Below are 23,135 nucleotides of genomic sequence, written 5' to 3'. Positions count from 1 at the left end.
GCCAGTCAGATGCTGGCTCCATTGATATTGCCCGGTTGCGTAGCCTGGTTTTTTCTGGCCTGTGCGGCTGCATCTTCGACGGGAATATCCTCAAAGCCGAGAAGTAGCGTTAATACAAAGGACAGCACAACTGCCAGCGCCATTACGCCAAATACCCAGACGATAGTCATTGGATTGGCCGGATCGAAAAACTGTACACTGGTGAATAGCCCTGGTGCTGCCATCGAGTGGCTTGCCAGCCCGGCCATTCCGGCAACGGCTCCACAGATAAAACCACTGATAAGACTCGCAATCAGTGGACGTTTCAGGCGTACCGCCACACCGTACAGTGCGGGTTCGGAAATGCCCGCCATAATCGCGGAGGCTGCCGCTGCTAGCGCCGTCTGGCGCAGCTCAGGGTTTTTGGTTTTCCATGCCACAGCTAAAGATGAGCCGCCAAGCGACAGGTTGGCGCCGATTTCAGATGGCATGACCATGCCTTCTTTGCCGGTCTCGGCGATGGTCTGAATGATGGTTGGTGTAAAGACGCGATGCATGCCGGTCATTACCAGCAACGGCCACAGCGCGCCCATAATGGCGACTGAGAGCCAGCCCAGATAACCGTGAATGGTATAAACCAGAGCCGAAATCGCGCTGCCGATCCAGATCCCGATCGGGCCAATGAGTACGATGGCGAGTGGGGCGGCGATCAGAACGATCAGCATCGGTTTAAGGAAGTTTTTCGTCACCGCCGGAGTGATGCGATCCACCCAACGCTCGATATACGACAGGCACCAGGTCATGACCAGCGCCGGGATCACCGTATACGTATATTTCACCGCAGTGACAGGGATCAGCGCAAACTCAACGTGTTCACCCTGCGCGGCCTTCGCCATCAGCTCGATAAAGCTTGGATGCACCAGTACGCCCGCAATGGCGATGGCCAGCGACATATTGGTTTTGAATTTAATGGCTGCCGAGGCAGCGACCATCAGCGGCAGGAAGAAGAATGCGCCGTCACCTATCACCGTCAGGATGGTCAGCGTTGAGGAGCCTTTTTCCAGAATGCCGGTCATCTCAAGGATCATCGCCAGCAATTTCAGCATCGATCCACCAATAATCGCCGGGATCAGCGGCGACATGGTACCGATCAGCGCATCGAGGATCCCTGTGCCAATACGCTTCAGGCTCAGCTTAGGTTTTACTTCCGACTCGGCAGGTTGCATATCACCAGGCAGCAGGTTGACGACTTCGCGGTACGCTTGCGAAACGGTGTTACCAATGATCACCTGACATTGATTGTCGTTACGCACCACACCGAGTACGCCAGGGAGTGTTTTCAGTGTGGCGCTGTCGACCAGTGAGTCATCTTTGAGAACGAAACGTAATCGGGTCATGCAGTGCGTCACTGCGGTGATATTCCCGACGCCGCCCAGAGCCGTCACAACGGAGCGCGCCAGCGCTGCATAATTCTTAGACATCGAATTTAATCCTGTTTTATCAGTAGGGTACGTTATGTCTTGCCGTTTACTCTGGTCTCATTTCTGTGTCGGTGAAACAGTGTTAGGAAACCGATTTCATAAAAGCATGTTTATTTTTTGTAATATGAGCAAGCTTTAATTTTGATCGGTTATTATAAATGTGATTACGATCACCAGATATGGGGTGCTGCGGTTGAGCAGCGGGGACAGTAGCCAAACGGTGCAGTACACTGCGTCACATTGAGTGATAAGGGATGAGTAATATGACCACGATGCTGGAGGTGGCGAAGCGTGCCGGCGTGTCGAAAGCGACGGTTTCCCGGGTGCTTTCAGGGAACGGCTACGTCAGCCAGGAGACCAAAGATCGCGTGTTTCAGGCCATTGAAGAAAGCGGTTATCGCCCCAATTTGCTGGCGCGAAACCTGGCGGCGAAGAGTACTCAGACGCTGGGGCTGGTGGTGACCAACACCCTGTATCATGGCGTTTATTTTAGCGAATTGTTGTTTCACACCGCACGGATGGCAGAGGACAGGGGACGCCAGCTTTTGCTTGCCGATGGTAAACACAGTGCTGAAGAAGAGCGTCAGGCGATTCAGTACCTGCTCGACCTGCGTTGTGATGCGATTATGATCTACCCACGTTTTCTCAGCGTCGATGAAATTGACGATATTATTGATGCGCACTCGCAGCCGATTATGGTGCTTAACCGACGACTGCGCAAAAACAGCAGCCACTGTGTCTGGTGCGATCAAAAGCAAACCAGCTTTAATGCCGTAACGCAGCTTATCGCCGCCGGGCATAAGGAAATTGGTTTTATTACTGGTTCAATGGATTCTCCCACTGGCGTGGAGCGTCTTTCAGGCTACAAAGACGCACTGGCGCATCATGGTATTTCCTTAAATAATGATCTGATTGTTAAAGGAAAATGGACTCCAGCTTGCGGTGCTGCAGGGGTAGATACTTTGCTTTCACGCAACGTGAATTTTACCGCGCTGGTGGCCAGTAATGATGACATGGCAATCGGTGCCATGAAGCAACTACACGAGCAGGGTGTTAACGTTCCTGCGCAGGTGTCGGTTATCGGCTTTGATGATATCGCTCTTGCGCCATACACGATCCCGGCACTTTCCAGTGTCAAAATACCGGTAACTGAGATGATCCAGGAGACGATTGGACGCCTCATCTTTATGCTGGACGGCGGGGACTTTGCGCCACCAAAAACCTTCACCGGTGAGCTGATTCCTCGCGACTCTGTTGCGCCGTCAGTTTTGCGTTGATCGCTGTCGTTAGTCATCGTCACTAGTGACGATGACACATATCCTTCACGTACTGGGAAATAAAAATCCTTTTATAACAATGAATTAAAATCTGGCACGATTTGTGAATGCTTCGGCTGATATTCTGTCATTGCTGGAGAAATTGATGAACCGTTTCATCATTGCAGACGCCAATAAATGCATTGGTTGCCGTACCTGTGAAGTGGCCTGCGTGGTATCCCATCAGGATAACCAGGACTGCGCATCGCTGACCCCTGAAACCTTTTTACCGCGTATTCACGTGATCAAAGGCGTTAACGTCTCCACTGCGACGCTGTGCCGTCAGTGTGAAGATGCGCCGTGCGCTAACGTCTGCCCGAACGGTGCAATCAGCCGCGATAAAGGTTTTGTCCACGTAATGCAGGAACGCTGCATTGGTTGCAAAACTTGCGTAGTGGCCTGTCCTTACGGCGCAATGGAAGTCGTTGTTCGTCCCGTTGTTCGCAACAGCGGCGCGGGTCTGAACGTACGTGCAGAGAAAGCCGAAGCCAACAAGTGCGACCTGTGCCACCATCGCGAAGCTGGCCCCGCCTGTATGGAAGTTTGCCCGACTCACGCCCTGATTTATGTGGATCGCAATAAGCTTGAACAACTGAGTGCAGAAAAACGCCGTCGTGCGGCGCTGGATTCCACCGCATCTTTGCTGTTCTGATCCCCGAAAATCCGCGTAAAATAAGGCGATATTTTTGCCGGATAGCGTTTCGCTTATCCGGCAAACGGGCATTTCAGGGAAACATGACCGCGGGAATTCATCATGACAATAAACCACCACTCCGGCGTACAGCTACGTATTCGCGGTAAGGTACAGGGCGTTGGATTTCGTCCCTTTGTCTGGCAACTGGCGCAGCGGCTAGAATTGCATGGCGACGTCTGTAACGACGGTGATGGTGTGGTGGTGCGAATGCTGGAAGATCCGGCGGTATTTATTGCCCAACTGCACCAACACTGCCCGCCGCTGGCTCGCATTGACAGCGTTGAGAGCGAGCCGTTTGCCTGGCCGCAGCAGCCTGCTGATTTCTCGATACGTCAAAGCGCAGGCGGGACGATGAATACGCAAATCGTGCCCGATGCCGCAACTTGTCCGGCCTGTCTTGTTGAAATGAATACGCCCGGCGAACGCCGCTATCGCTACCCCTTTATCAACTGTACCCACTGCGGCCCGCGTTTTACGATTATTCGTGCAATGCCATATGATCGTCCATTTACCGTGATGTCGTCATTCCCGCTTTGTCTCCAGTGCGATAAAGAATACCGCGATCCCTATGACCGCCGCTTCCATGCACAGCCGGTTGCCTGTCCGGCGTGCGGTCCACATCTTGAGTGGTTGAGCGCAGGCGTTCGGGCGGAAAAAGAAGACGCGTTGCAGTCGGCAGTGACACTGCTGAAAGCAGGTGGCATTGTGGCCGTCAAAGGGATTGGTGGATTCCATCTGGTTTGCGACGCGCGCAACGACAAGGCTGTGGCGATGCTCAGGACGCGCAAACACCGCCCGGCCAAACCGCTGGCGGTAATGCTGCCTGGTGATGATGGACTACCAGAGTCTGCGCGTCGTTTACTGGCCACCCCCGCAGCGCCAATAGTGCTGGTGAATAAGCAATATGTGGTTTCGCTGAGCGAGGGGATTGCGCCAGGGCTGATGGAAGTCGGCGTTATGCTGCCAGCCAACCCGCTACAGCATTTGCTTTTACAGGAAATGAATGGCCCGCTGGTGATGACCTCCGGCAACCTCAGCGGCAGACCACCTGCGATTACCAATGCGCAAGCGCTGGAAGATTTGCGCGAGATTGCCGATGGTTTTCTGCTGCATAACCGTGAAATCGTCCAGCGTATGGATGATTCCGTCGTGCGTGATAGCGGGGAAATGCTGCGCCGTTCCAGGGGTTACGTACCGGATGCTGTGGCGCTACCGCCAGGTTTTCGCGATGTGCCACCCATACTGTGCTTAGGCGCTGATCTGAAAAATACCTTCTGCCTGGTGCGAGGCGAACAGGCGGTTATCAGCCAGCATCTGGGAGATCTCAGCGACGATGGCATTCAAAACCAGTGGCGTGATGCGCTGCACCTGATCCAGAACATTTATGATTTCACGCCACAGCGTATCGTCTGCGATGCGCACCCTGGCTACGTTTCCAGCCAGTGGGCCAGTGAGATGAACCTGCCAACCGAAACGGTACTGCATCATCATGCTCACGCCGCTGCAAGTCTTGCCGAGCACGGCTGGCCGCTGGATGGAGGGGATGTTATTGCCCTGACGCTGGATGGTATCGGTATGGGCGAAAACGGTGCGTTGTGGGGAGGCGAGTGTCTGCGGGTTAATTATCGTGAGTGCGAACACCTCGGCGGTTTGCCTCCCGTAGCGCTGGTTGGTGGCGATCTCGCGGCTAAACAGCCGTGGCGTAATCTGTTGGCGCAGTGTCTGCGTTTTGTTCCTGACTGGCAACGTTACCCGGAAACGGCGTTACTTCAACAACAAAACTGGAGCGTGCTGGCACGTGCCATTGAGCGGGGAATTAATGCTCCGCTGGCGTCATCATGCGGGCGGTTGTTTGATGCCGTTGCGGCAGCGCTCTATTGCGCGCCGGAATCGCTGAGTTATGAAGGTGAGGCCGCCTGTACGCTGGAGGCGCTGGCCTCACAATGCGCGGGCGTTGAGCATCCGGTGAGGATTCCAGTAAGTGCTAATCAACTCGATTTGGCTGTTTTTTGGCAGCAGTGGCTGAACTGGCAGGCGACAGCGCCGGAACGCGCCTGGGCCTTCCATGATGCACTGGCGCGTGGGTTTGCCACGCTGATGCGCGGGCAGGCGGTCTCTCGCGGTATTAATACGCTGGCATTCAGCGGTGGTGTGATGCATAACCGGTTACTGTCGTCGCGGCTGGCATTTTATCTGGCCGATTTTACGTTACTGTTTCCGCAGCGTTTACCGGCAGGAGATGGGGGATTATCGCTGGGACAAGGCGTAATTGCTGCGGCGCGGGTGCTTACACAAAAATAAAAAAAGCCCCGGGACTGGCGGGGCAAGAAAAACAGGTCGGGGCATACCGACAAGTGGCAGCGCACATCCGTGTGCGTGAGGTTAATAAATCAAGCGATGGCACTACATTGTTTACACGGGCAGCGTTTTCAACAGAGCGAAAGCCTCCTTCATTCTGTCCTCACTGACCACGAAGGCGCATAACTGGCCTTCGCTGTTAGTTCCTCTGGCGACCATACCTTGTGCTTCCGCTGCAATGTGCCAGTTCAGATCCCGGCGCTGGGTTTCCCCTGCCAGATGTAATGGCAGCTCCGGCGTTTTGATTTTTACCAGCATGGCTGGCAGTTTCAGCGGGGCGTTGCCGCCGAGCAGATTTTTCGCCAGATACATCGCGCTAAGCTGAATGGGTTGCAGGAACGGCAACACCTGACCATTGATTTCCGCACAGTCGCCAAGGGCGTAAATATCCGGATGACTGGTTTGCAGGTAGCTGTCGACGCAAACACCACGGTTGATGGTTAATCCAGCACGTCGCGCCAGCGCCGTTTCAGGACGTAAACCTGTTGCCGCAATCACCGCATCAACTTCTACGCTACGGTGACGATCGAGCGTGGCGCGAATACCGGTGCTGGTTTTTTCCAGCTCCAGTAATTGCGATTTCAGCAGCAAATGCACACCCATGTCGGTCAGGCGATGCTGCAAGCGGCTGCTCACTTCCGGCGGCATTAACGAAGCCAGAATACTGGCGGCGTTATCGATAAGCGTCACCGCTTTACCGGCGCGACAGAAATCCATTGCCAGTTCGCTGCCAATTAAGCCACCGCCGACAATCAGAACACGCCGGGCGTCACGAAGTTGTGTTTCACAGGCGCGATACTCCTGTTGGCTGTTAAGAGTAAGCATTAACTCACGTCCGGTAACCGGAGGTACAAAGGCTGACGCCCCGGTTGCCAGCACCAGTTTGTCATAGTGCCACTGTTTGTCCTGGCTTTTCACTACGTGGGCGTCGGCATCAATATCGGTAACCCAGGTGTGCGGGAATAAGCGTAATGTAAACTGTTCGGCGAACTCCCCCGCCGACTGGCGGGTGAGGTCATCGGCACGCTGTGCCTGGCTGATAACGTGGCTGAGATCGGGTTTGTTGTACTCGTCCATGCTGTCAGCGGCAATCAGCGTCAGCGGGACTGTTGCATCCTGTTTACGGATATTTTTGACTAACTGACGGGCGGCGAAGCCCGAACCAATGATGACAATTCCGTGGCTCATTTTGCCTCCGTTGCCAGTACGTCGAAGACATCTTTACCTAATGAACATTCCGGGCACAGGAAGTTATCCGGCACGTCGCTCCACGGAGTACCCGGTGCGACATCTTGTAAAGGTTCGCCTTTAGCGGGATCGTAGATCCACTGGCAGACGCTGCACTGCATGCAAGGTCCGAGATCGGCGGCAGCGGCGGCGGCACAGGCGCACTCTTCTTCTCTAGTTGTTGCTTTCACATTGGTTTCCGGCAGCGGAGCAAGCGCCCACTGACGTGCAATTTCACGACCGTGCTGACGGCACAGCTCCAGCGCATCCAGGTCCGGACGCCATTTCGCTTTCAGGCTCAGAGACATTTCGAAACCAGCGTCCTGCAGACGGGTAGACAGACGGTCTACTGCGCCGCCGCTCCAGCCGTGTGAACCAAAGGCGCTGGCGCGTTTGTTACGAAAACGCAGACCTGTCATCTCTTCAACCAGACCCGCGATTTTCGGCATCATCACGTTGTTCATGGTAGATGTACCGACCAGTACGCCTTTGGAGCGGAAGACGTTGGTCAGGATTTCGTTCTTATCGCTACGGGCGACGTTAAAGATTTTGACCGCCACATTCGGGTCAACTTCGTTGATCCCTTGCGCAATAGCATCTGCCATCATGCGAGTGTTGTTGGACATGGTGTCGTAGAAAATCGTGATGCGATCTTCCTGATAATCTGCCGCCCATTTCAGATACAGTTCAACGATCTGTGTTGGGTTGTCACGCCATACCACACCGTGAGAGGTGGCAATCATATCGACCGGCAAATTAAAGCCGAGGATCTCGGTGATTTTCGGTGTCACCAGACGGCTGAATGGCGTCAGGATGTTGGCGTAGTAGCGTTGGCACTGTTCGAACAGTTCAGTCTGGTCCACTTCGTCGTTAAACAGACGTTCGTCACAGTAATGCTGACCGAAGGCGTCGTTACTGAACAGGACGGCGTCGCCGGTCATGTAGGTCATCATGCTGTCAGGCCAGTGCAGCATCGGGGTTTCTACGAAGATCAACTGTTTACCGTTACCAATATCCAGTGAGTCACCGGTTTTAACCACGTTGAAGTTCCATTCCGGGTGATGATGATGTCCGGTAATGGAATCAATGGCGTTATTGGTGCAGTAAATCGGGGTATCCGGAATGCAGGACATCAGTTCGGTCAGCGCACCGGCATGATCTTCTTCTGCATGGTTAATGATGATGTAGTCAATATCCGCCAGGTCAATTTCACTGCGCAGATTTTGCACGAATTCACGGCTAAACTTGTGGTCTACTGTATCGATCAGGACATTTTTTTCTTCACGGATGAGATAGCTGTTGTAGCTGCTGCCGCGCAGCGTTTTGTATTCGGTTCCGTGGAAATCACGAACTTCCCAGTCACGTTGGCCAACCCAATGAATGTTATTTTTAACCAGAATAGACATAGCAACCTCAATTAATTCAGCGTTTTTCAAAAAAGATGTTTTGCTTATTGCAGATTGCGTGCCAGTTTTTTATTTATTTGATTTATAAGGTTTTAATTTTTATACCCCAAAAATTGTAGTCAAAATGACTATTTAATTTATTGTCAATATGACAATATGAATTGTCAAAATGACAATGAGGTAGTCATGAGCTTTTCAGTTGATGTCCTGGCGGGCATCGCCATTGAATTACAAAGCGGTATTGGGCATCAGGATCGTTTTCAACGTCTGATTACCACCCTGCGCCAGGTGTTGGAGTGTGATGCTTCGGCGCTGCTGCGCTACGAGTCCCGACAGTTCATTCCCCTGGCAATTGACGGGCTGGCACAGGATGTCCTCGGCAGGCGTTTTACGCTGGAGGGCCATCCGCGCCTGGAAGCGATCGCCCGTGCAGGCGATGTCGTGCGCTTTCCTGCCGACAGCGATTTACCCGACCCATACGACGGGCTGATTCCGGGTCAGGAAAGCCTGAAGGTTCATGCCTGCATCGGGTTGCCGCTGTTTGCCGGACAAAATCTGATAGGCGCGCTGACGCTTGATGGTATGGAACCTGACCAGTTCGATGTGTTCAGCGATGAAGAACTACGCCTGATTGCCGCTCTGGCGGCGGGCGCGCTGAGCAATGCATTGTTGATTGAACAACTGGAAAGCCAGAATATGCTGCCGGGTTCGTCAACTGCCTTTGAGCAGGTCACTGAAACGCAGATGATTGGCCTGTCACCCAATATGATGCAGTTGAAAAAAGAAATTGAGATTGTGGCAGGCTCTGATCTCAACGTGCTTATCAGCGGTGAAACAGGGACAGGCAAAGAGCTGGTGGCGAAAGCCATCCATGAAGGCTCACCGCGCGCGGTGAATCCGCTGGTGTATCTGAACTGTGCCGCGTTGCCGGAAAGTGTGGCGGAAAGCGAGCTGTTTGGTCACGTGAAGGGGGCATTTACCGGAGCCATCAGCAATCGTAGCGGCAAGTTTGAAATGGCAGACAACGGCACGCTATTTCTGGATGAGATTGGCGAGCTGTCACTGGCGCTACAGGCCAAGCTGCTACGCGTGTTGCAGTATGGGGATATTCAACGCGTCGGGGACGATCGCAGTCTGCGTGTGGATGTCCGTGTGCTGGCGGCCACTAACCGTGATTTACGTGAAGAAGTACTGGCCGGAAATTTCCGTGCCGATTTGTTCCATCGCCTGAGCGTCTTCCCGCTTTCCGTACCGCCGCTGCGTGAGCGCGGTGACGATGTCGTGTTGCTGGCAGGGTATTTTTGCGAACAGTGTCGGCTAAGACTGGGGCTTTCTCGTGTGGTGCTCAGCCCTGGGGCACGAACTCATCTGCTGAACTACGGCTGGCCCGGAAACGTCCGTGAACTCGAGCATGCTATTCATCGTGCAGTGGTGCTGGCAAGGGCGACAAGGGCAGGGGATGAAGTGGTACTGGAAGCACAGCATTTTGCTTTACAGGAAGATGTTCCTTCGCCGCAGGCCGAAGTCATCGCAGAGATGCCGCAGGCTCATAACCTGCGTGAGGCAACAGAATCATTTCAGCGGGAGATGATCCGCCGGGCACTGGCGCAGAATAACCACAGCTGGGCGGCAAGCGCGCGAGCGCTGGAAACCGACGTCGCCAACCTGCACCGGTTGGCGAAACGTCTGGGACTGAAGGATTAGATAATTCCTGCCTGGTAGAAATCCTGCAGGTTGATAGCGCCGGTGAGTTTGCCGTTTTCGTCCACCACCGGTGCGGCGGTAATTTTGCGCTTCATCAGGATCTCTTTGGCATCAATTGCGCGGCTTTGCGCCTGCAGCGTAATGCCATTGGGGGTCATCGCTTCGCTAACCTGAGTAGTGAGCGCGCCGCCACCGACCAGCCAGCGGCGCAGGTCACCGTCGGTAAATACGCCTTTCACTAACGCTTGTTCGTCGCAGACCGCCACCAGGCCCAGACCGGTACGGCTCAGTTCCAGCATGGCATCCATGACGCTGGTGGTGAGCGTGACCTGTGGTACGGCATCGTCGCGACGCATCAGGTGGTGCACCTTATTTAACAAACGTGCACCCAACGCACCGGCCGGATGGGAACGGGCAAAATCTTCTTCGTTAAAACCACGCGCCTGCATCACGGCAATTGCCAGCGCATCGCCCATCATCAGGGTGTTGACGGTGCTGGATGTCGGCGCCAGGCGCATCGGGCAGGCTTCGCGCTCCACCGAAATATCCAGTACGGCTTTTGCCGCCAGGCCCAACGGTGAGGTCGGTTTTCCTGTCATCGCCAGCAGGGCGACGGATTTGTCCTCCAGGCGCGGAATAATGAGATCCAACTCTTTTGCACCACCGGAGTAAGAGATGAACAGCATCACATCGCGACTTTCAATCATCCCTAAGTCGCCGTGCAGCGCTTCCGCAGGATGCACAAAAAAGGCCGGGGTGCCGGTGCTGGCGAGAGTCGCCGCGATTTTTTTGCCAATATGACCAGACTTGCCAATACCGGAAACAATGACTTTGCCTTCGCAGTGGATAATGGTATTGGCGGCGCGGACAAAATCATCGCCCAGACGTTCTGGCAGTCGGCTGGCTTCCTGTAGTTCCAGCATTAACGTCTGACGGCCCGCGTTCAGTAGTGCATCACTCATTGGTTTCTCCGGTTATGATCACTTCAATCCCTTTTGCTTCCAGCGCCTGACGAAATACAGGATCGATGCCTGCATCGGTAATCAGCTTGTCGACGCTTTCCAGACTGCACACAACATTGGGGCTTTTACGCCCGAATTTTGATGAGTCCGCCATCAGAATCACTTCGCGAGCGGCATTGCACATCGCTTTACTGACGGTGTAGACCTCATTAAAGGTGGTCACTCCGGCATTAAGGTCAATGCCATCGGTACCCATGAAGAGTTTATCAAAGCTGAACTGCTCAAAGGCGTTTTCTGCCAACTGACCGTGAAATGACGCAGATTTTTTGCGAAACGTACCGCCTGGCATCAGGATGGTTTGCTCATTGTCCAGCTCCGAAAGGGCGTTAACAATGTGCAGACTGTTGGTCATGACGGTGATATTGCTAAAGCGGGTGAGCATTGGCACCATCTGTAAAACGGTGCTGCCTGCATCAAGAATGATAGAGTCGCCATCGTGAATATATCGTACGGCGGCTTCGGCAATTTGCTCTTTCTTATGCGTGTTGATTAGCGTTTTGTGATCGATAGGCGGGTCGGATTCGTCTTTGTTTAATACTACACCGCCATAGGTACGAATGACGGTTCCGGCATTTTCCAGAATGACCAGGTCTTTGCGAATGGTCGTGCCGGTAGTGTCAAAGTATTGTGCCAGTTCTTCAACCGAGCATTTCCCCTGTTTTTGCAGATGCTCCAGTATTGCAGCCTGACGCTGACGAGGTTTCATAGGCATGATCACCCTGTATAGGTTGCGAAATGATAATTTCGCAAGCTATTAGCATTCACAACGAAATTATCCATGTTTCAGTTTAAGCGCCAATGATAGTGCATTCTGCGAGAGCGGATCATGGGGAAAGATCACATCAGGCTGTAATTCATCAAGATGTTTACCCATTATCGTGGCAATTTTTATTGGCTTAGCGAATACGGTAAGTCCTTTCATAAATAAAGTATCGGTTACCCGTTGTTGCTCATCCAGCGCAATGGCGACAACTACACGCGGTTTAAAGCGCCCGCCGGAACGACCTACGCCGACTCGTCCCTGCTGACAGAGCTTATCGAACGCGCGATTAAAACGGGATATTTGCCAACCCCCTAGCGCCAGCTGCAGGCACCAGGCGATGGCGGCGACGGTTATCAGTGCAGAAACCATGTTATTGCTCCTTGCTTATGTGCCGGGAGGCGCTGGGCTTACCCGGCCTACAGGGAGGGCGTAGGCCGGATAAGGTGGAACCGCCATCCGGCAATTCAACATTAAAACATCACCTGGCCACCGGTCACATTAATGGACTGCCCGGTGCAGTAAGACGCTTTCGGGCTGGCATAAAACAGCAGCATATTCAGCACATCCTGATAATCGCAGCCGCGCTTGAGGGGAACCTTATCAATGTAATACTGTTCCACTTCATCCGGCTTGAGGCCGAGTTTGGTCGCATATTGCGGTAATAAAGACTGGAACATCGGTGATTTCAACAAGTTACCAAGCATCAGTGAATGTACGGTAATACCATATTCCGCCAGATCCAGCGCCAGCGACTGGGTTAAACCCACGCCGCCAAATTTAGCGGCGCTGTAACCGGAGTTGTGTTTACTGCCTACTTTGCCTGATTTCGAGTTGATCTGGATAATGCGGCCCTGAATGCCGTCACGGATCATCAGACGTGAGAATTCACGTGCACAAAGGAAGTAACCGACCAGGTTCACCTGTAAAGAGCGATCAAAATCTCCAAGCTCAAAGTCACTGATGAACGCTGCTTTGGCGATGCCCGCGCTGTAAACCAGCAGATCAGCGCGGCCGAATATTTCATCCACTCCGCGTGATAACGCCAGTACGCTCTGTTCGCTGGTGGCGTCGGCACCAAAGCCGTAAGCGGTACCCTCACCAAACTCCGCATTAATCTCCTGTGCCACATTCGCTGCTTTATCGCTTTGAATATCCACCACCGCAACGCGGTATCCTTCTGTAGCAAGCCCACGGCAAAGGAATGCACCCAGAGTCTGGCCTCCACCAATGACAACGGCAACTTGATTCATTTTTATCTCCTTCAATCTTAAGCAACAAACTTCAAAATACAGCCCGGTGCGATACCGTCTGGTACTGGTCCCGCAACGTGTACAGTGCCGGGGAATTCCGCTTCACTCAGTCCGTCAAAACGCAGGGTGATATGCCCCAGCTCACGTAAGTTTTGTTCCGCAACGCTGCCAACGGCCGTGACCGGATAGTGATGCTGTCCCAGCTCGAACTGGACGCCGGCTTGCAGAGAGCCGTTCAGCTCTCCATGGCAATGAATGAAGCAAAATTCTTCGATATCCGCAGGTGCGCCTTCACGAAAGGTAATCAGCATTTGATCGCAAAGTGCATCCGGCGCGCTCTGGCCAATACGGGTGATGGTGGTCTGATAAATCACGGTCATCTTCGGAACCTCTTATTGGTAAATAAAGCCGGAAACAAACCAGGCAATGAGAACGGTTGGTGCGCCGGTCAGGAAGCGGCTCACCAGCACCGATGGCACGCCAACGCGCACGGTATCCTGACGGGCTTCCGCCAGCGATAAACCCACCGGGATAAAGTCGCAGGCCGCCTGGGCGTTAATTGCGAATAAGGCAGGCAGTGCCAGATGCGGCGGGATGTTACCCAGACCAATCTGTACACCTATCAGTACTCCGATAACCTGGGCGATTACGGCGCCAGGGCCGAGGAAAGGGGACAACAGTGGGAAAGAACAGATCAGCGCCAGTGTTACCAGCCCTAACGGATGGCTGGCCAGCGGTGCGAGGCCGTGAGCTATCCAGTCGCCCAGACCGGAAGCCATGATGATGCCGATCAGCGCCGAGACGAATGCCATAAAGGGCAGAATGGTTTTCAACACGGTATCAATCGTGTCTCGTCCGGACTGGAACAGCACTGCTACGGCGGATCCCATTCCCATACCCACTTTCGCCAGCAGGCCATCGCTCTGCTCGGTAATCTTTTTGCTGGTGTCGTAATCGCGGCCCGCAGTGGTGTTTGTGGACTGAGGTGCGGCAGATGTTTCACCGACAACGGTAATGTTTTCTTCTTTTACGCCAGAGACATAGATATCTTCGACAATGTACTGGGCCAGCGGACCGGATTTACCCGTGGCATGAATGTTCAGCGTTGGTATGCGCCGCTTCGGATAGATCCCGCAGCGCAGTGTGCCGCCGCAGTCAATGATCGCGGCACCAATTTCCTCTTCAGGTGGCTCGCCTTCTTTAAACCCATCTACCGCCTGCCAGCCGGTTAACTGTGCCAATTTGTCGACAATCGCGGGGCGTGTTCCGGCAGTGATATAGACAATTTTCTTCCCAGGCGTCGCCTCCAGTTCGAGCGGGCCCCCCCAACCGCCAGTACCTTTTTCAATACGAATACGCATCATGATGTCGCTCCAGACAGACGGACTTTCTGTTCAAGTTGGATGCCCATTTTTTTCTCAAAGATGGAGGTGGTGAGGTCGGTTACCCAGCCGCGGAAAAAGTTCGTGACCAGACCGACCAGCAAATAGCTCACCGCGAGCGGGCCGAGGGGGAGACCAAGCGTCGTCAGGCCGCTGGCAATGCCCAGATAGACAAACAGCTCACCGGGGTTGATATGAGGGAATAATCCGTTCATTGAGTGGCAGCTATAAGAAGCTGCAGCGTAGTAGCTGGGTTTGTATCTTTCAGGCATAAAACGACCCAGGCTCAGGGTCATAGGGTTACAAAATACAAAAGTACCGATGCAAGGTAGCAGCAGATAGCGGGATAACGGATTTCCGGCACAGCGCTGAGCAAATCGCTCAATGCGCTGCTGGCCAATGAAGTTAATCAGCGCGTTCATGATGACCAGTAGACTAATCAAGAGCGGAAGAATACCGGTCACCATACTGGTGAATACTTCTCCGCCTTTCTGGAACAGCCCAATGAACCACTCTGCGCCCAGGGTGATGGTTTCGATCATTATTCTCTCCTGTAGGGGTTAGTTACCTTTCCAAAAGGTGATTCATTTTAATCACAATGAAAGAATTTAAAGTGTTATTTTGATCGCAAAATGAAAGATAAATATTTTATTTTGAAAGTTTGTGGGAAGGGGATTGATGAGATGAGTGGGAATGGTATTTATTCTGTGAGGACTGCTTCCTTGTTTGGCGGGGGATGCTTTACCATACTTCTCCCAGGCTGAATCTGTTTAATGGATGTCCCATGTTCAAGCGTCGTTATGTAGCATTACTTCCCCTTTGTGTGTTGCTTGCTGCCTGTAGCAGCAAACCGAAACCTTCAGAGACTCAAACGACCACGGGAACGCCATCCGGCGGCTTCCTGCTTGAGCCGCAACACAATGTCATGCTGTCGGGTGGTGACTTTGCCAATAATCCGAACGCACAGCAGTTCATCGAGAAGATGGTGAGCAAGCACGGTTTTGACCGTCAACAGTTGCAGGAGATCCTGTCGCAGGCCAAGCGTCTGGATTATGTTCTGCGTCTGATGGACCGTCAGGCACCGACTACCCAGCCGCCAGCCGGACCTAACGGAGCCTGGCTGCGCTATCGCAAGCAGTTCATTACCCCGGATAACGTGCAAAACGGCGTGGCATTCTGGAATCAGCATGAAGATGCTCTGAAGCGTGCATGGCAGGTTTACGGCGTGCCGCCGGAAATTATCGTAGGTATTATTGGGGTGGAAACTCGCTGGGGCCGCGTGATGGGTAAAACGCGTATTCTGGATGCGCTGGCGACCCTGTCATTTAACTATCCGCGCCGGGCAGAATACTTTTCCGGTGAACTGGAAACTTTCCTGCTGATGGCACGGGATGAAAGCGATGACCCGCTGGATCTGAAAGGTTCCTTCGCTGGTGCAATGGGGTACGGGCAGTTCATGCCGTCCTCTTACAAAGAATATGCTGTCGATTTTAATGGCGATGGGCATATCAATCTGTGGGATCCGGTTGATGCCATCGGTAGCGTGGCAAATTACTTCAAAGGCCACGGCTGGGTGAAAGGAGATATGGTGGCTGTCCCGGCAAACGGCCAGGCACCGGGGCTGGCGAACGGTTTTAAAACCCAGTACAGCATTTCTCAGCTTGCTGCTGCAGGTCTGACGCCGCAGCAGCCGTTAGGGAATCACCAGCAGGTCAGCTTGCTGCGTCTGGATATCGGCACCGGTTATCAGTACTGGTATGGACTGCCGAACTTCTACACCATTACCCGCTATAACCACAGCACGCATTACGCGATGGCTGTCTGGCAGTTAGGTCAGGCGGTGGCGCTGGCACGGGTGCAATAATCATTCTTGCCGGATACGATGTGCAGGCATCGTATCCGGCTCTATTTTTAAGTCAGCTTATCTATTTTCTGAATCCCCCTCGTAAATTACTCTCTTCATCCCCATCTTTGTTATGAAAGTGCTATCTTGTCCGGCATATTTTTTTTACTGACAGAGGCTGAAATGACTGACAGTGAACTGATGCAGTTAAGTGAGCGGGTTGGGCTGGCGTTGAAAGCGCGCGGTGCGACGGTGACTACCGCAGAATCCTGTACCGGCGGTTGGGTAGCGAAAGCCATTACCGATATTGCCGGAAGCTCTGCCTGGTTTGAACGCGGGTTTGTGACTTACAGTAATGAAGCTAAATCACAGATGATCGGTGTGCGAGAAGAAACGCTGGTACAGCATGGCGCGGTGAGTGAACCGGTAGTCGTCGAAATGGCGATTGGTGCGCTGAAAGCTGCTCGTGCGCATTTCGCTGTCTCGATCAGCGGTATTGCAGGGCCAGATGGCGGGAGTGAAGATAAGCCCGTCGGCACCGTGTGGTTTGCTTTTGCCAGCGCAAGCGGCGAGGGGGTTACCCGTCGGGAATGCTTCAGTGGTAACCGCGATGCAGTACGTCGGCAGGCGACCGCCTATGCGTTACAGACCCTGTGGCAACAATTTCTACAAAATACTTGATACTGTATGAGCATACAGTATAATTGCGACAACAGAACATCATCTTTCACGTTTCGCGGTTTAACCCGAAAGCGGCATGACAGGAGTAATTAATGGCTATCGACGAAAACAAACAGAAAGCGTTGGCGGCAGCGCTGGGCCAGATCGAAAAGCAATTCGGTAAAGGCTCCATCATGCGCCTGGGTGAAGACCGTTCTATGGACGTAGAAACCATCTCCACCGGTTCGCTTTCTCTGGATATCGCATTGGGTGCGGGCGGTTTGCCGATGGGGCGTATCGTCGAAATCTACGGGCCAGAATCCTCCGGTAAAACGACCCTGACACTGCAGGTTATTGCTGCCGCACAGCGTGAAGGTAAAACTTGTGCGTTCATCGATGCAGAGCACGCGCTTGATCCTGTCTATGCTCGTAAACTTGGTGTTGATATCGACAACCTGCTTTGTTCTCAGCCGGATACCGGTGAACAAGCGCTGGAAATCTGTGACGCGCTGGCGCGTTCCGGTGCAGTCGATGTTATCGTTGTCGATTCCGTTGCTGCACTGACACCAAAAGCTGAAATCGAAGGCGAGATCGGTGACTCTCACATGGGCCTCGCGGCGCGTATGATGAGCCAGGCAATGCGTAAGCTGGCAGGTAACCTGAAACAGTCCAATACGCTGCTGATTTTTATCAACCAGATCCGTATGAAAATTGGCGTCATGTTCGGTAACCCGGAAACTACCACCGGTGGTAACGCACTGAAATTCTACGCCTCTGTCCGTCTGGATATCCGTCGTATTGGCGCGGTAAAAGAGGGCGATAACGTGGTGGGTAGTGAAACCCGCGTTAAGGTCGTGAAAAACAAAATTGCAGCGCCATTTAAACAAGCTGAATTCCAGATCCTGTACGGTGAGGGTATCAACTTCTACGGCGAACTGGTTGATCTGGGCGTTAAAGAGAAGCTGATTGAAAAAGCCGGTGCATGGTACAGCTACAACGGTGAGAAAATTGGTCAGGGTAAAGCGAATGCCACTAACTGGCTGAAGGAAAACCCGGCAACTGCGAAGGAAATTGAGAAGAAAGTACGCGAGTTACTGCTCAATAACCCGGATTCAAAACCAGACTTCTCTGTTGATGACAGCGGTGAAGATGTAAAAGAAACGAACGAAGATTTCTGATAATCTGACGTTATCGCACATAGAAGGGCTGCATATCATGCAGCCCTTTTCCATTTCTGAAGGCTCACTATGACAGATTCAACTCCTCGCCGTTCCGCCTGGTCCCGACTACTTGACCGCGCTGTTCGTATTCTTGCCATGCGCGATCACAGTGAGCAGGAGCTAAGACGAAAACTGGCTGCTCCGGTCATGGGGAAAAATGGACCGGAAGAAATTGATGCTACGCCTGAGGATTACGACAAGGTTATTGCCTGGTGTATTGAAAGTCGCTACCTGGATGATGACCGATTCGTTCGGCAGTTTATCGCCAGCCGCAGCCGCAAAGGCTATGGCCCCGCGCGTGTGCGCCAGGAGCTGGGGCAAAAAGGGATCCAACGTGAATCCATTGAGCGCGCAATGCGTGAATGTGAAATTGACTGGGCGCAGCTTGCGCGAGAACAGGCAATCAGAAAATACGGTGAGCCTTTGCCTGTGGCTTTTTCAGAAAAGGTAAAGGTTCAGCGTTTTTTGCTCTATCGTGGTTATCTGATGGAAGATATTCAGGCGATATGGCGAAATTTTGACGATTGAGCGCATACGGGATTTTACTTCCCAGTAAAGAAAACTTATCTTATTCCCACTTTTCGATTGCCAGAGGCGCAGATCGCGTGCCGATGCTGGTAATGATATTTCGTTAGCTTGATTTCTTCAGGATAATTATGAGCAAGAGCACCGCTGAGATCCGTCAGGCGTTTCTCGATTTTTTCCATAGTAAAGGACATCAGGTAGTTGCCAGCAGCTCCCTGGTACCAAACAATGACCCTACTTTGTTGTTTACCAACGCCGGGATGAACCAGTTCAAGGATGTATTCCTTGGCCTCGATAAGCGTAATTATTCCCGCGCAACCACCTCGCAGCGTTGCGTACGCGCGGGCGGTAAACACAATGACCTGGAAAACGTCGGTTACACTGCACGTCACCATACCTTCTTCGAAATGCTGGGTAACTTCAGCTTCGGCGACTACTTTAAACACGATGCTATTCAATATGCATGGGAACTGCTGACCGGTGAAAACTGGTTTGCCCTGCCGAAAGAGCGTCTGTGGGTAACCGTCTATGAAACTGACGATGAAGCCTATGAAATCTGGGAAAAAGAAGTCGGGATTCCGCGCGAACGTATCATCCGTATTGGTGATAACAAAGGTGCGGCATATGCTTCCGATAACTTCTGGCAGATGGGCGACACCGGTCCGTGTGGTCCGTGTACCGAAATTTTCTACGATCACGGCGACCACATTTGGGGTGGCCCTCCGGGAAGTGCTGAAGAAGATGGCGATCGCTATATTGAGATCTGGAACATCGTCTTCATGCAGTTCAACCGTCAGGCTGACGGTACTATGGAACCGCTGCCTAAACCGTCCGTGGATACGGGGATGGGTCTGGAGCGTATTGCGGCAGTGCTGCAACATGTTAACTCCAACTACGAGATTGACCTGTTCCGCTCGCTGATTGAGTCCGTGGCGAAAGTGACCGGTGCAACCGATCTGAGCAACAAATCACTGCGCGTAATAGCCGACCATATCCGTTCCTGCGCATTCCTGATCGCCGATGGCGTTGTTCCGTCGAATGAAAACCGTGGTTATGTGCTGCGTCGTATCATTCGTCGCGCGGTACGCCATGGCAACATGCTCGGTGCGAAAGATACCTTCTTCTACAAGCTGGTTGGTCCGCTGGTAGAGGTGATGGGCTCTGCGGGTGAAGAGCTGAAACGTCAGCAGGCGCTGGTTGAGCAGGTTCTGAAGACGGAAGAAGAGCAGTTTGCTCGTACGCTGGAGCGTGGTCTGGCACTGCTGGATGAAGAACTGGCTAAACTGTCTGGTGATACGCTGGATGGTGAAACCGCATTCCGCCTGTATGACACCTACGGCTTCCCGGTTGACCTGACGGCGGACGTTTGCCGTGAGCGCAACATCAAAGTTGACGAAGCTGGTTTTGAAGCCGCGATGGAAGAGCAGCGCCGTCGTGCACGTGAAGCCAGCGGTTTTGGTGCAGATTACAACGCGATGATTCGCGTTGATGGTGCATCTGAATTTAAAGGCTACGATCATCTGGAACTGAACGGCAAAGTGACCGCCCTGTTTGTGGATGGTAAAGCGGTAGATGCGATTAACGCAGGTCAGGATGCCGTCGTTGTTCTGGACCAGACGCCGTTCTATGCGGAATCCGGTGGCCAGGTTGGCGATAAAGGCGAGCTGAAAGGCGCTGGCTTTACGTTCGCAGTGGGCGACACGCAAAAGTATGGCCAGGCAATTGGTCACATTGGCAAGCTGTCAGCGGGTTCACTGAAAGTGGGCGATGCGGTACAGGCTGATGTGGATGAAGCGCGTCGTGCGCGTATTCGTCTGAACCACTCCGCAACACACCTGATGCATGCGGCGTTACGCCAGATCCTGGGCACGCACGTGTCACAGAAAGGCTCACTGGTTAACGATAAAGTTCTGCGTTTCGACTTCTCTCACACTGAAGCGATGAAACCGGCGGAAATTCGTGCTGTTGAAGATCTGGTGAATGCGCAAATTCGTCGCAACCTGCCGATTGAAACGAATGTCATGGATCTTGAGGCGGCAAAAGCCAAAGGAGCAATGGCGCTGTTTGGTGAGAAGTATGATGACCATGTACGCGTTCTGAGCATGGGCGATTTCTCAACCGAATTGTGTGGCGGTACTCACGCCAGTCGTACCGGTGATATCGGTCTGTTCCGTATTGTGTCTGAATCCGGCACTGCTGCGGGCGTTCGTCGTATCGAAGCCGTAACCGGTGAAGGCGCTATCAATACCGTGCATGCTGAGAGCGATCGCTTAAGCGATATTGCACAGCTGCTAAAAGGTGATAGCCAGAATCTGGGTGACAAAGTGCGTTCGGTACTGGAGCGTACACGTCAACTCGAGAAAGAATTGCAGCAATTGAAGGAACAGGCCGCGGCGCAGGAAAGTGCAAATCTCTCCAGTAAAGCGATTGATATCAACGGCGTGAAGCTGCTGGTTAGTGAGCTGACGGACGTTGAACCTAAAATGTTGCGTACTATGGTTGATGATCTGAAAAATCAACTGGGATCTACGGTTGTCGTTCTGGCAACGGTAGTAGAAGGTAAGGTTTCTCTGATTGCGGGCGTGTCTAAGGATGTGACAGACCGCGTGAAAGCAGGGGAGCTGATTGGGATGGTCGCTCAGCAGGTAGGCGGCAAGGGTGGTGGTCGTCCGGACATGGCGCAAGCCGGTGGTACGGATGCCGCGGCTCTGCCTGCAGCGTTAGCCAGTGTGAAAGGCTGGGTCAGCGCGAAACTGTAATAACTATAAGCATTAGCGCATGCTGTAGCCTTGGGTTACGGCATGCGAATCAATGCTATCGACAATGATAAAGTCAGGTTGAAGTTGTGTATATCGGCTAAACTTAGGTTTAACAGAATGTGATGCCGTGACTGCTTACACTTAGGTGTTTGTCATCGCTTACTTTTTGGCGTTATATGATGGATAATGCCGGGATACAGAGAGACCCGACTCTTTTAATCTTTCAAGGAGCAAAGAATGCTGATTCTGACTCGTCGAGTTGGTGAGACCCTCATGATAGGCGATGAGGTCACCGTGACAGTTTTAGGGGTGAAGGGCAACCAGGTGCGCATTGGCGTCAACGCCCCGAAAGAAGTATCTGTCCATCGTGAAGAGATCTACCAGCGTATCCAGGCTGAAAAATCCCAGCAGTCCAGTTACTAAGGTTTTCGCGTCTCACCTTTCAGGTGAGGCGCAACCTGATTTAGTTGGTTTCTTTTTCTCTCCTGTTGTTCATTTCTCTCCTGTTTCTCTACTTCTATCCTCTTATTCCCTTTCTCTACGATTTTTCTGTTTGTTCATCGTCTGGAGAAAATGCCAATTTATCTGTTGATAAAACACTCTTTTTGCCGTTTTTGCAGACTAATTGCGCGTGAAATGTGCAAACGATAAAAGCACTGGAAAAATTGTTTGACTTATAAGTCCCAGAAAGTAATATGTGCGCCACGCAGCGACGATGAGCAGAAACAAGTTCTTCGAAGCACTCGCAAGAGGCGTTGTTGGTGAGGTGGCCGAGAGGCTGAAGGCGCTCCCCTGCTAAGGGAGTATGCGGTCAAAAGCTGCATCCGGGGTTCGAATCCCCGCCTCACCGCCATTTGCATCCGTAGCTCAGCTGGATAGAGTACTCGGCTACGAACCGAGCGGTCGGAGGTTCGAATCCTCCCGGATGCACCATATTCTCCGAGATAACAGCTAAGCTGTTGTTTCATGGTCAGCGAGTTAATCGCGAGTGCCAGGGAGGATAGCGTTGCTTCAGCAACGACCCGTAGGGCAAGGCGCAGCCGAGTAATCCTCCCGGATGCACCATATTATCTGATGTTGCTTTAGCAGCGATGTCAAATCTGCAGTAAAGTAAGTTTCCCTGATGCATCCGTAGCTCAGCTGGATAGAGTACTCGGCTACGAACCGAGCGGTCGGAGGTTCGAATCCTCCCGGATGCACCATCTTCTCCGAGATAACAGCTAAGCTGTTGTTTCATGGTCTGCGAAATGATCGCGAGCACCAGGGAGGATAGCGTTGCTTCAGCAACGACCCGTAGGGCAAGGCGCAGCCGAGTAATCCTCCCGGATGCACCATCTCTTACTTGAAACCGTTTTTATAGCGATTTCAGTATCAGCAGTAAAATAAGTTCCCTGATGCATCCGTAGCTCAGCTGGATAGAGTACTCGGCTACGAACCGAGCGGTCGGAGGTTCGAATCCTCCCGGATGCACCATCTTCTCCAAAATAACAGCTGGATTGTTGTTTCATGGTCTGCGAGATAGTCGCTAGAACCAGGGAGGATAACG

At 52.7% G+C, this 23,135-nt stretch carries 20 protein-coding genes and 4 tRNA genes; 14 read left to right on the top strand and 10 right to left on the bottom strand.

Features of this window, described 5'->3' with window-relative positions; all coding sequences use genetic code 11:
* Nucleotides 1-5: 5 nt before the first annotated feature.
* A complete protein-coding gene (ascF, locus tag AACS05_RS18370; RefSeq protein ID WP_045446653.1) occupies nucleotides 6-1,460 on the bottom strand; it encodes a PTS cellobiose/arbutin/salicin transporter subunit IIBC in 1,455 nt (484 codons plus the stop codon).
* 263 nt (nucleotides 1,461-1,723) lie between these two features.
* Between ascF and AACS05_RS18365 the strand changes: the two genes are divergently transcribed.
* The 3 genes from AACS05_RS18365 (at nucleotide 1,724) to hypF (ending at nucleotide 5,771) form a co-directional block, all read left to right on the top strand.
* Nucleotides 1,724-2,737 carry a LacI family DNA-binding transcriptional regulator gene (locus AACS05_RS18365; protein ID WP_045446651.1) on the top strand — a complete coding sequence of 338 codons (1,014 nt, stop codon included), beginning with the start codon at nucleotides 1,724-1,726 and terminating at the stop codon, nucleotides 2,735-2,737.
* A gap of 145 nt (nucleotides 2,738-2,882) precedes the next feature.
* Complete coding sequence (hydN, locus tag AACS05_RS18360; protein WP_003037366.1) at nucleotides 2,883-3,428, top strand: electron transport protein HydN; 546 nt, start codon at nucleotides 2,883-2,885, stop codon at nucleotides 3,426-3,428.
* 102 nt (nucleotides 3,429-3,530) lie between these two features.
* Nucleotides 3,531-5,771: a carbamoyltransferase HypF gene (gene hypF / locus AACS05_RS18355; protein WP_045446648.1), complete on the top strand. Its 2,241-nt coding sequence runs from the start codon at nucleotides 3,531-3,533 to the stop codon at nucleotides 5,769-5,771.
* 111 nt (nucleotides 5,772-5,882) lie between these two features.
* On the opposite strand, the gene norW is transcribed toward hypF, so the two are convergent.
* Both norW and norV read right to left on the bottom strand, forming a co-directional pair.
* Nucleotides 5,883-7,016 (bottom strand): NADH:flavorubredoxin reductase NorW, encoded by a 1,134-nt coding sequence (norW, locus tag AACS05_RS18350; protein WP_045446645.1) that lies wholly within the window; start codon nucleotides 7,014-7,016, stop codon nucleotides 5,883-5,885.
* Nucleotides 7,013-8,461, bottom strand: coding sequence for an anaerobic nitric oxide reductase flavorubredoxin (norV, locus tag AACS05_RS18345; protein ID WP_045449765.1), 1,449 nt, complete (start codon nucleotides 8,459-8,461; stop codon nucleotides 7,013-7,015). The genes norW and norV overlap by 4 nt, the downstream gene beginning before the upstream one ends.
* A 186-nt stretch (nucleotides 8,462-8,647) precedes the next feature.
* On the opposite strand from norV, the gene norR reads away from it, so the two are divergent.
* Nucleotides 8,648-10,165: a nitric oxide reductase transcriptional regulator NorR gene (gene norR, locus AACS05_RS18340; RefSeq protein ID WP_045446644.1), complete on the top strand. Its 1,518-nt coding sequence runs from the start codon at nucleotides 8,648-8,650 to the stop codon at nucleotides 10,163-10,165.
* On the opposite strand, the gene gutQ is transcribed toward norR, so the two are convergent.
* From gutQ to srlA, 7 genes are all read right to left on the bottom strand, one after another.
* Nucleotides 10,162-11,127 (bottom strand): arabinose-5-phosphate isomerase GutQ, encoded by a 966-nt coding sequence (gene gutQ, locus AACS05_RS18335; protein ID WP_045446641.1) that lies wholly within the window; start codon nucleotides 11,125-11,127, stop codon nucleotides 10,162-10,164. The two genes, norR and gutQ, sit on opposite strands and share 4 nt — an antisense overlap.
* Complete coding sequence (srlR, locus tag AACS05_RS18330; RefSeq protein WP_045449764.1) at nucleotides 11,120-11,893, bottom strand: glucitol operon DNA-binding transcriptional repressor SrlR; 774 nt, start codon at nucleotides 11,891-11,893, stop codon at nucleotides 11,120-11,122. Before srlR ends, gutQ begins: the two co-directional genes overlap by 8 nt.
* Before the next feature lie 66 nt (nucleotides 11,894-11,959).
* A complete protein-coding gene (gene gutM, locus AACS05_RS18325; protein WP_045446638.1) occupies nucleotides 11,960-12,319 on the bottom strand; it encodes a transcriptional regulator GutM in 360 nt (119 codons plus the stop codon).
* A gap of 101 nt (nucleotides 12,320-12,420) precedes the next feature.
* Entirely contained in the window at nucleotides 12,421-13,200 is a 780-nt protein-coding gene (srlD, locus tag AACS05_RS18320; protein WP_045446635.1) for a sorbitol-6-phosphate dehydrogenase, read from the bottom strand.
* A 17-nt stretch (nucleotides 13,201-13,217) separates the two neighbouring features.
* Nucleotides 13,218-13,580 carry a PTS glucitol/sorbitol transporter subunit IIA gene (gene srlB, locus AACS05_RS18315; RefSeq protein ID WP_045446632.1) on the bottom strand — a complete coding sequence of 121 codons (363 nt, stop codon included), beginning with the start codon at nucleotides 13,578-13,580 and terminating at the stop codon, nucleotides 13,218-13,220.
* Nucleotides 13,581-13,592: 12 nt separating this feature from the next.
* Nucleotides 13,593-14,564, bottom strand: a complete 972-nt coding sequence (srlE, locus tag AACS05_RS18310) for a PTS glucitol/sorbitol transporter subunit IIB (protein ID WP_045446629.1) — start codon at nucleotides 14,562-14,564, stop codon at nucleotides 13,593-13,595.
* On the bottom strand, nucleotides 14,561-15,124 hold the full coding sequence (srlA, locus tag AACS05_RS18305) for a PTS glucitol/sorbitol transporter subunit IIC (protein ID WP_045446627.1): 564 nt from the start codon (nucleotides 15,122-15,124) through the stop codon (nucleotides 14,561-14,563). The genes srlE and srlA overlap by 4 nt, the downstream gene beginning before the upstream one ends.
* Before the next feature lie 242 nt (nucleotides 15,125-15,366).
* On the opposite strand from srlA, the gene mltB reads away from it, so the two are divergent.
* The 10 genes from mltB to AACS05_RS18255 all read left to right on the top strand — a co-directional run bounded on the left by mltB (nucleotide 15,367) and on the right by AACS05_RS18255 (nucleotide 23,062).
* The gene (gene mltB, locus AACS05_RS18300; protein ID WP_045446624.1) at nucleotides 15,367-16,446 is read left to right on the top strand and encodes a lytic murein transglycosylase B; all 1,080 of its coding nucleotides are present in this window, start codon (nucleotides 15,367-15,369) and stop codon (nucleotides 16,444-16,446) included.
* Between the two features lie 162 nt (nucleotides 16,447-16,608).
* The gene (gene pncC, locus AACS05_RS18295) at nucleotides 16,609-17,106 is read left to right on the top strand and encodes a nicotinamide-nucleotide amidase (RefSeq protein WP_045446621.1); all 498 of its coding nucleotides are present in this window, start codon (nucleotides 16,609-16,611) and stop codon (nucleotides 17,104-17,106) included.
* 92 nt (nucleotides 17,107-17,198) lie between these two features.
* Complete coding sequence (gene recA / locus AACS05_RS18290; protein ID WP_016154166.1) at nucleotides 17,199-18,263, top strand: recombinase RecA; 1,065 nt, start codon at nucleotides 17,199-17,201, stop codon at nucleotides 18,261-18,263.
* 69 nt (nucleotides 18,264-18,332) lie between these two features.
* Nucleotides 18,333-18,833: a recombination regulator RecX gene (recX, locus tag AACS05_RS18285; protein WP_045446616.1), complete on the top strand. Its 501-nt coding sequence runs from the start codon at nucleotides 18,333-18,335 to the stop codon at nucleotides 18,831-18,833.
* Between the two features lie 128 nt (nucleotides 18,834-18,961).
* Nucleotides 18,962-21,589 carry an alanine--tRNA ligase gene (alaS, locus tag AACS05_RS18280; protein WP_045446613.1) on the top strand — a complete coding sequence of 876 codons (2,628 nt, stop codon included), beginning with the start codon at nucleotides 18,962-18,964 and terminating at the stop codon, nucleotides 21,587-21,589.
* A 237-nt stretch (nucleotides 21,590-21,826) separates the two neighbouring features.
* Entirely contained in the window at nucleotides 21,827-22,012 is a 186-nt protein-coding gene (gene csrA, locus AACS05_RS18275) for a carbon storage regulator CsrA (protein WP_000906486.1), read from the top strand.
* A gap of 337 nt (nucleotides 22,013-22,349) precedes the next feature.
* Nucleotides 22,350-22,442 (top strand) — tRNA-Ser (locus AACS05_RS18270).
* A gap of 3 nt (nucleotides 22,443-22,445) precedes the next feature.
* A tRNA-Arg gene (locus tag AACS05_RS18265) sits at nucleotides 22,446-22,522 on the top strand.
* A gap of 192 nt (nucleotides 22,523-22,714) precedes the next feature.
* Nucleotides 22,715-22,791 (top strand) — tRNA-Arg (locus AACS05_RS18260).
* A 194-nt stretch (nucleotides 22,792-22,985) separates the two neighbouring features.
* Nucleotides 22,986-23,062: transfer RNA gene (locus AACS05_RS18255), tRNA-Arg, on the top strand.
* The last annotated feature ends 73 nt before the right edge of the window (nucleotides 23,063-23,135 follow it).

Origin of the sequence: Citrobacter sp. S-77, from assembly GCF_963864895.1 — a bacterium.
GTDB lineage: Bacteria > Pseudomonadota > Gammaproteobacteria > Enterobacterales > Enterobacteriaceae > Citrobacter > Citrobacter murliniae.
The sequence above is the reverse complement of the archived record's forward strand: the minus strand, read 5'-3'. Positions and strand labels throughout refer to the sequence as shown.

Bases quoted from the DNA above. Each gene is read 5' to 3' on its own strand.
- srlA (WP_045446627.1), bottom strand. From the start codon at position 15,124: ATGATCGAAACCATCACCCTGGGCGCAGAGTGGTTCATTGGGCTGTTC.
- pncC (WP_045446621.1), top strand. From the start codon at position 16,609: ATGACTGACAGTGAACTGATGCAGTTAAGTGAGCGGGTTGGGCTGGCG.
- srlD (WP_045446635.1), bottom strand. From the start codon at position 13,200: ATGAATCAAGTTGCCGTTGTCATTGGTGGAGGCCAGACTCTGGGTGCA.
- mltB (WP_045446624.1), top strand. From the start codon at position 15,367: ATGTTCAAGCGTCGTTATGTAGCATTACTTCCCCTTTGTGTGTTGCTT.
- gutM (WP_045446638.1), bottom strand. From the start codon at position 12,319: ATGGTTTCTGCACTGATAACCGTCGCCGCCATCGCCTGGTGCCTGCAG.
- gutQ (WP_045446641.1), bottom strand. From the start codon at position 11,127: ATGAGTGATGCACTACTGAACGCGGGCCGTCAGACGTTAATGCTGGAA.
- AACS05_RS18365 (WP_045446651.1), top strand. From the start codon at position 1,724: ATGACCACGATGCTGGAGGTGGCGAAGCGTGCCGGCGTGTCGAAAGCG.
- ascF (WP_045446653.1), bottom strand. From the start codon at position 1,460: ATGTCTAAGAATTATGCAGCGCTGGCGCGCTCCGTTGTGACGGCTCTG.
- norV (WP_045449765.1), bottom strand. From the start codon at position 8,461: ATGTCTATTCTGGTTAAAAATAACATTCATTGGGTTGGCCAACGTGAC.
- recA (WP_016154166.1), top strand. From the start codon at position 17,199: ATGGCTATCGACGAAAACAAACAGAAAGCGTTGGCGGCAGCGCTGGGC.
- srlR (WP_045449764.1), bottom strand. From the start codon at position 11,893: ATGAAACCTCGTCAGCGTCAGGCTGCAATACTGGAGCATCTGCAAAAA.
- srlB (WP_045446632.1), bottom strand. From the start codon at position 13,580: ATGACCGTGATTTATCAGACCACCATCACCCGTATTGGCCAGAGCGCG.
- norW (WP_045446645.1), bottom strand. From the start codon at position 7,016: ATGAGCCACGGAATTGTCATCATTGGTTCGGGCTTCGCCGCCCGTCAG.
- alaS (WP_045446613.1), top strand. From the start codon at position 18,962: ATGAGCAAGAGCACCGCTGAGATCCGTCAGGCGTTTCTCGATTTTTTC.
- recX (WP_045446616.1), top strand. From the start codon at position 18,333: ATGACAGATTCAACTCCTCGCCGTTCCGCCTGGTCCCGACTACTTGAC.
- csrA (WP_000906486.1), top strand. From the start codon at position 21,827: ATGCTGATTCTGACTCGTCGAGTTGGTGAGACCCTCATGATAGGCGAT.
- srlE (WP_045446629.1), bottom strand. From the start codon at position 14,564: ATGATGCGTATTCGTATTGAAAAAGGTACTGGCGGTTGGGGGGGCCCG.
- hydN (WP_003037366.1), top strand. From the start codon at position 2,883: ATGAACCGTTTCATCATTGCAGACGCCAATAAATGCATTGGTTGCCGT.
- norR (WP_045446644.1), top strand. From the start codon at position 8,648: ATGAGCTTTTCAGTTGATGTCCTGGCGGGCATCGCCATTGAATTACAA.
- hypF (WP_045446648.1), top strand. From the start codon at position 3,531: ATGACAATAAACCACCACTCCGGCGTACAGCTACGTATTCGCGGTAAG.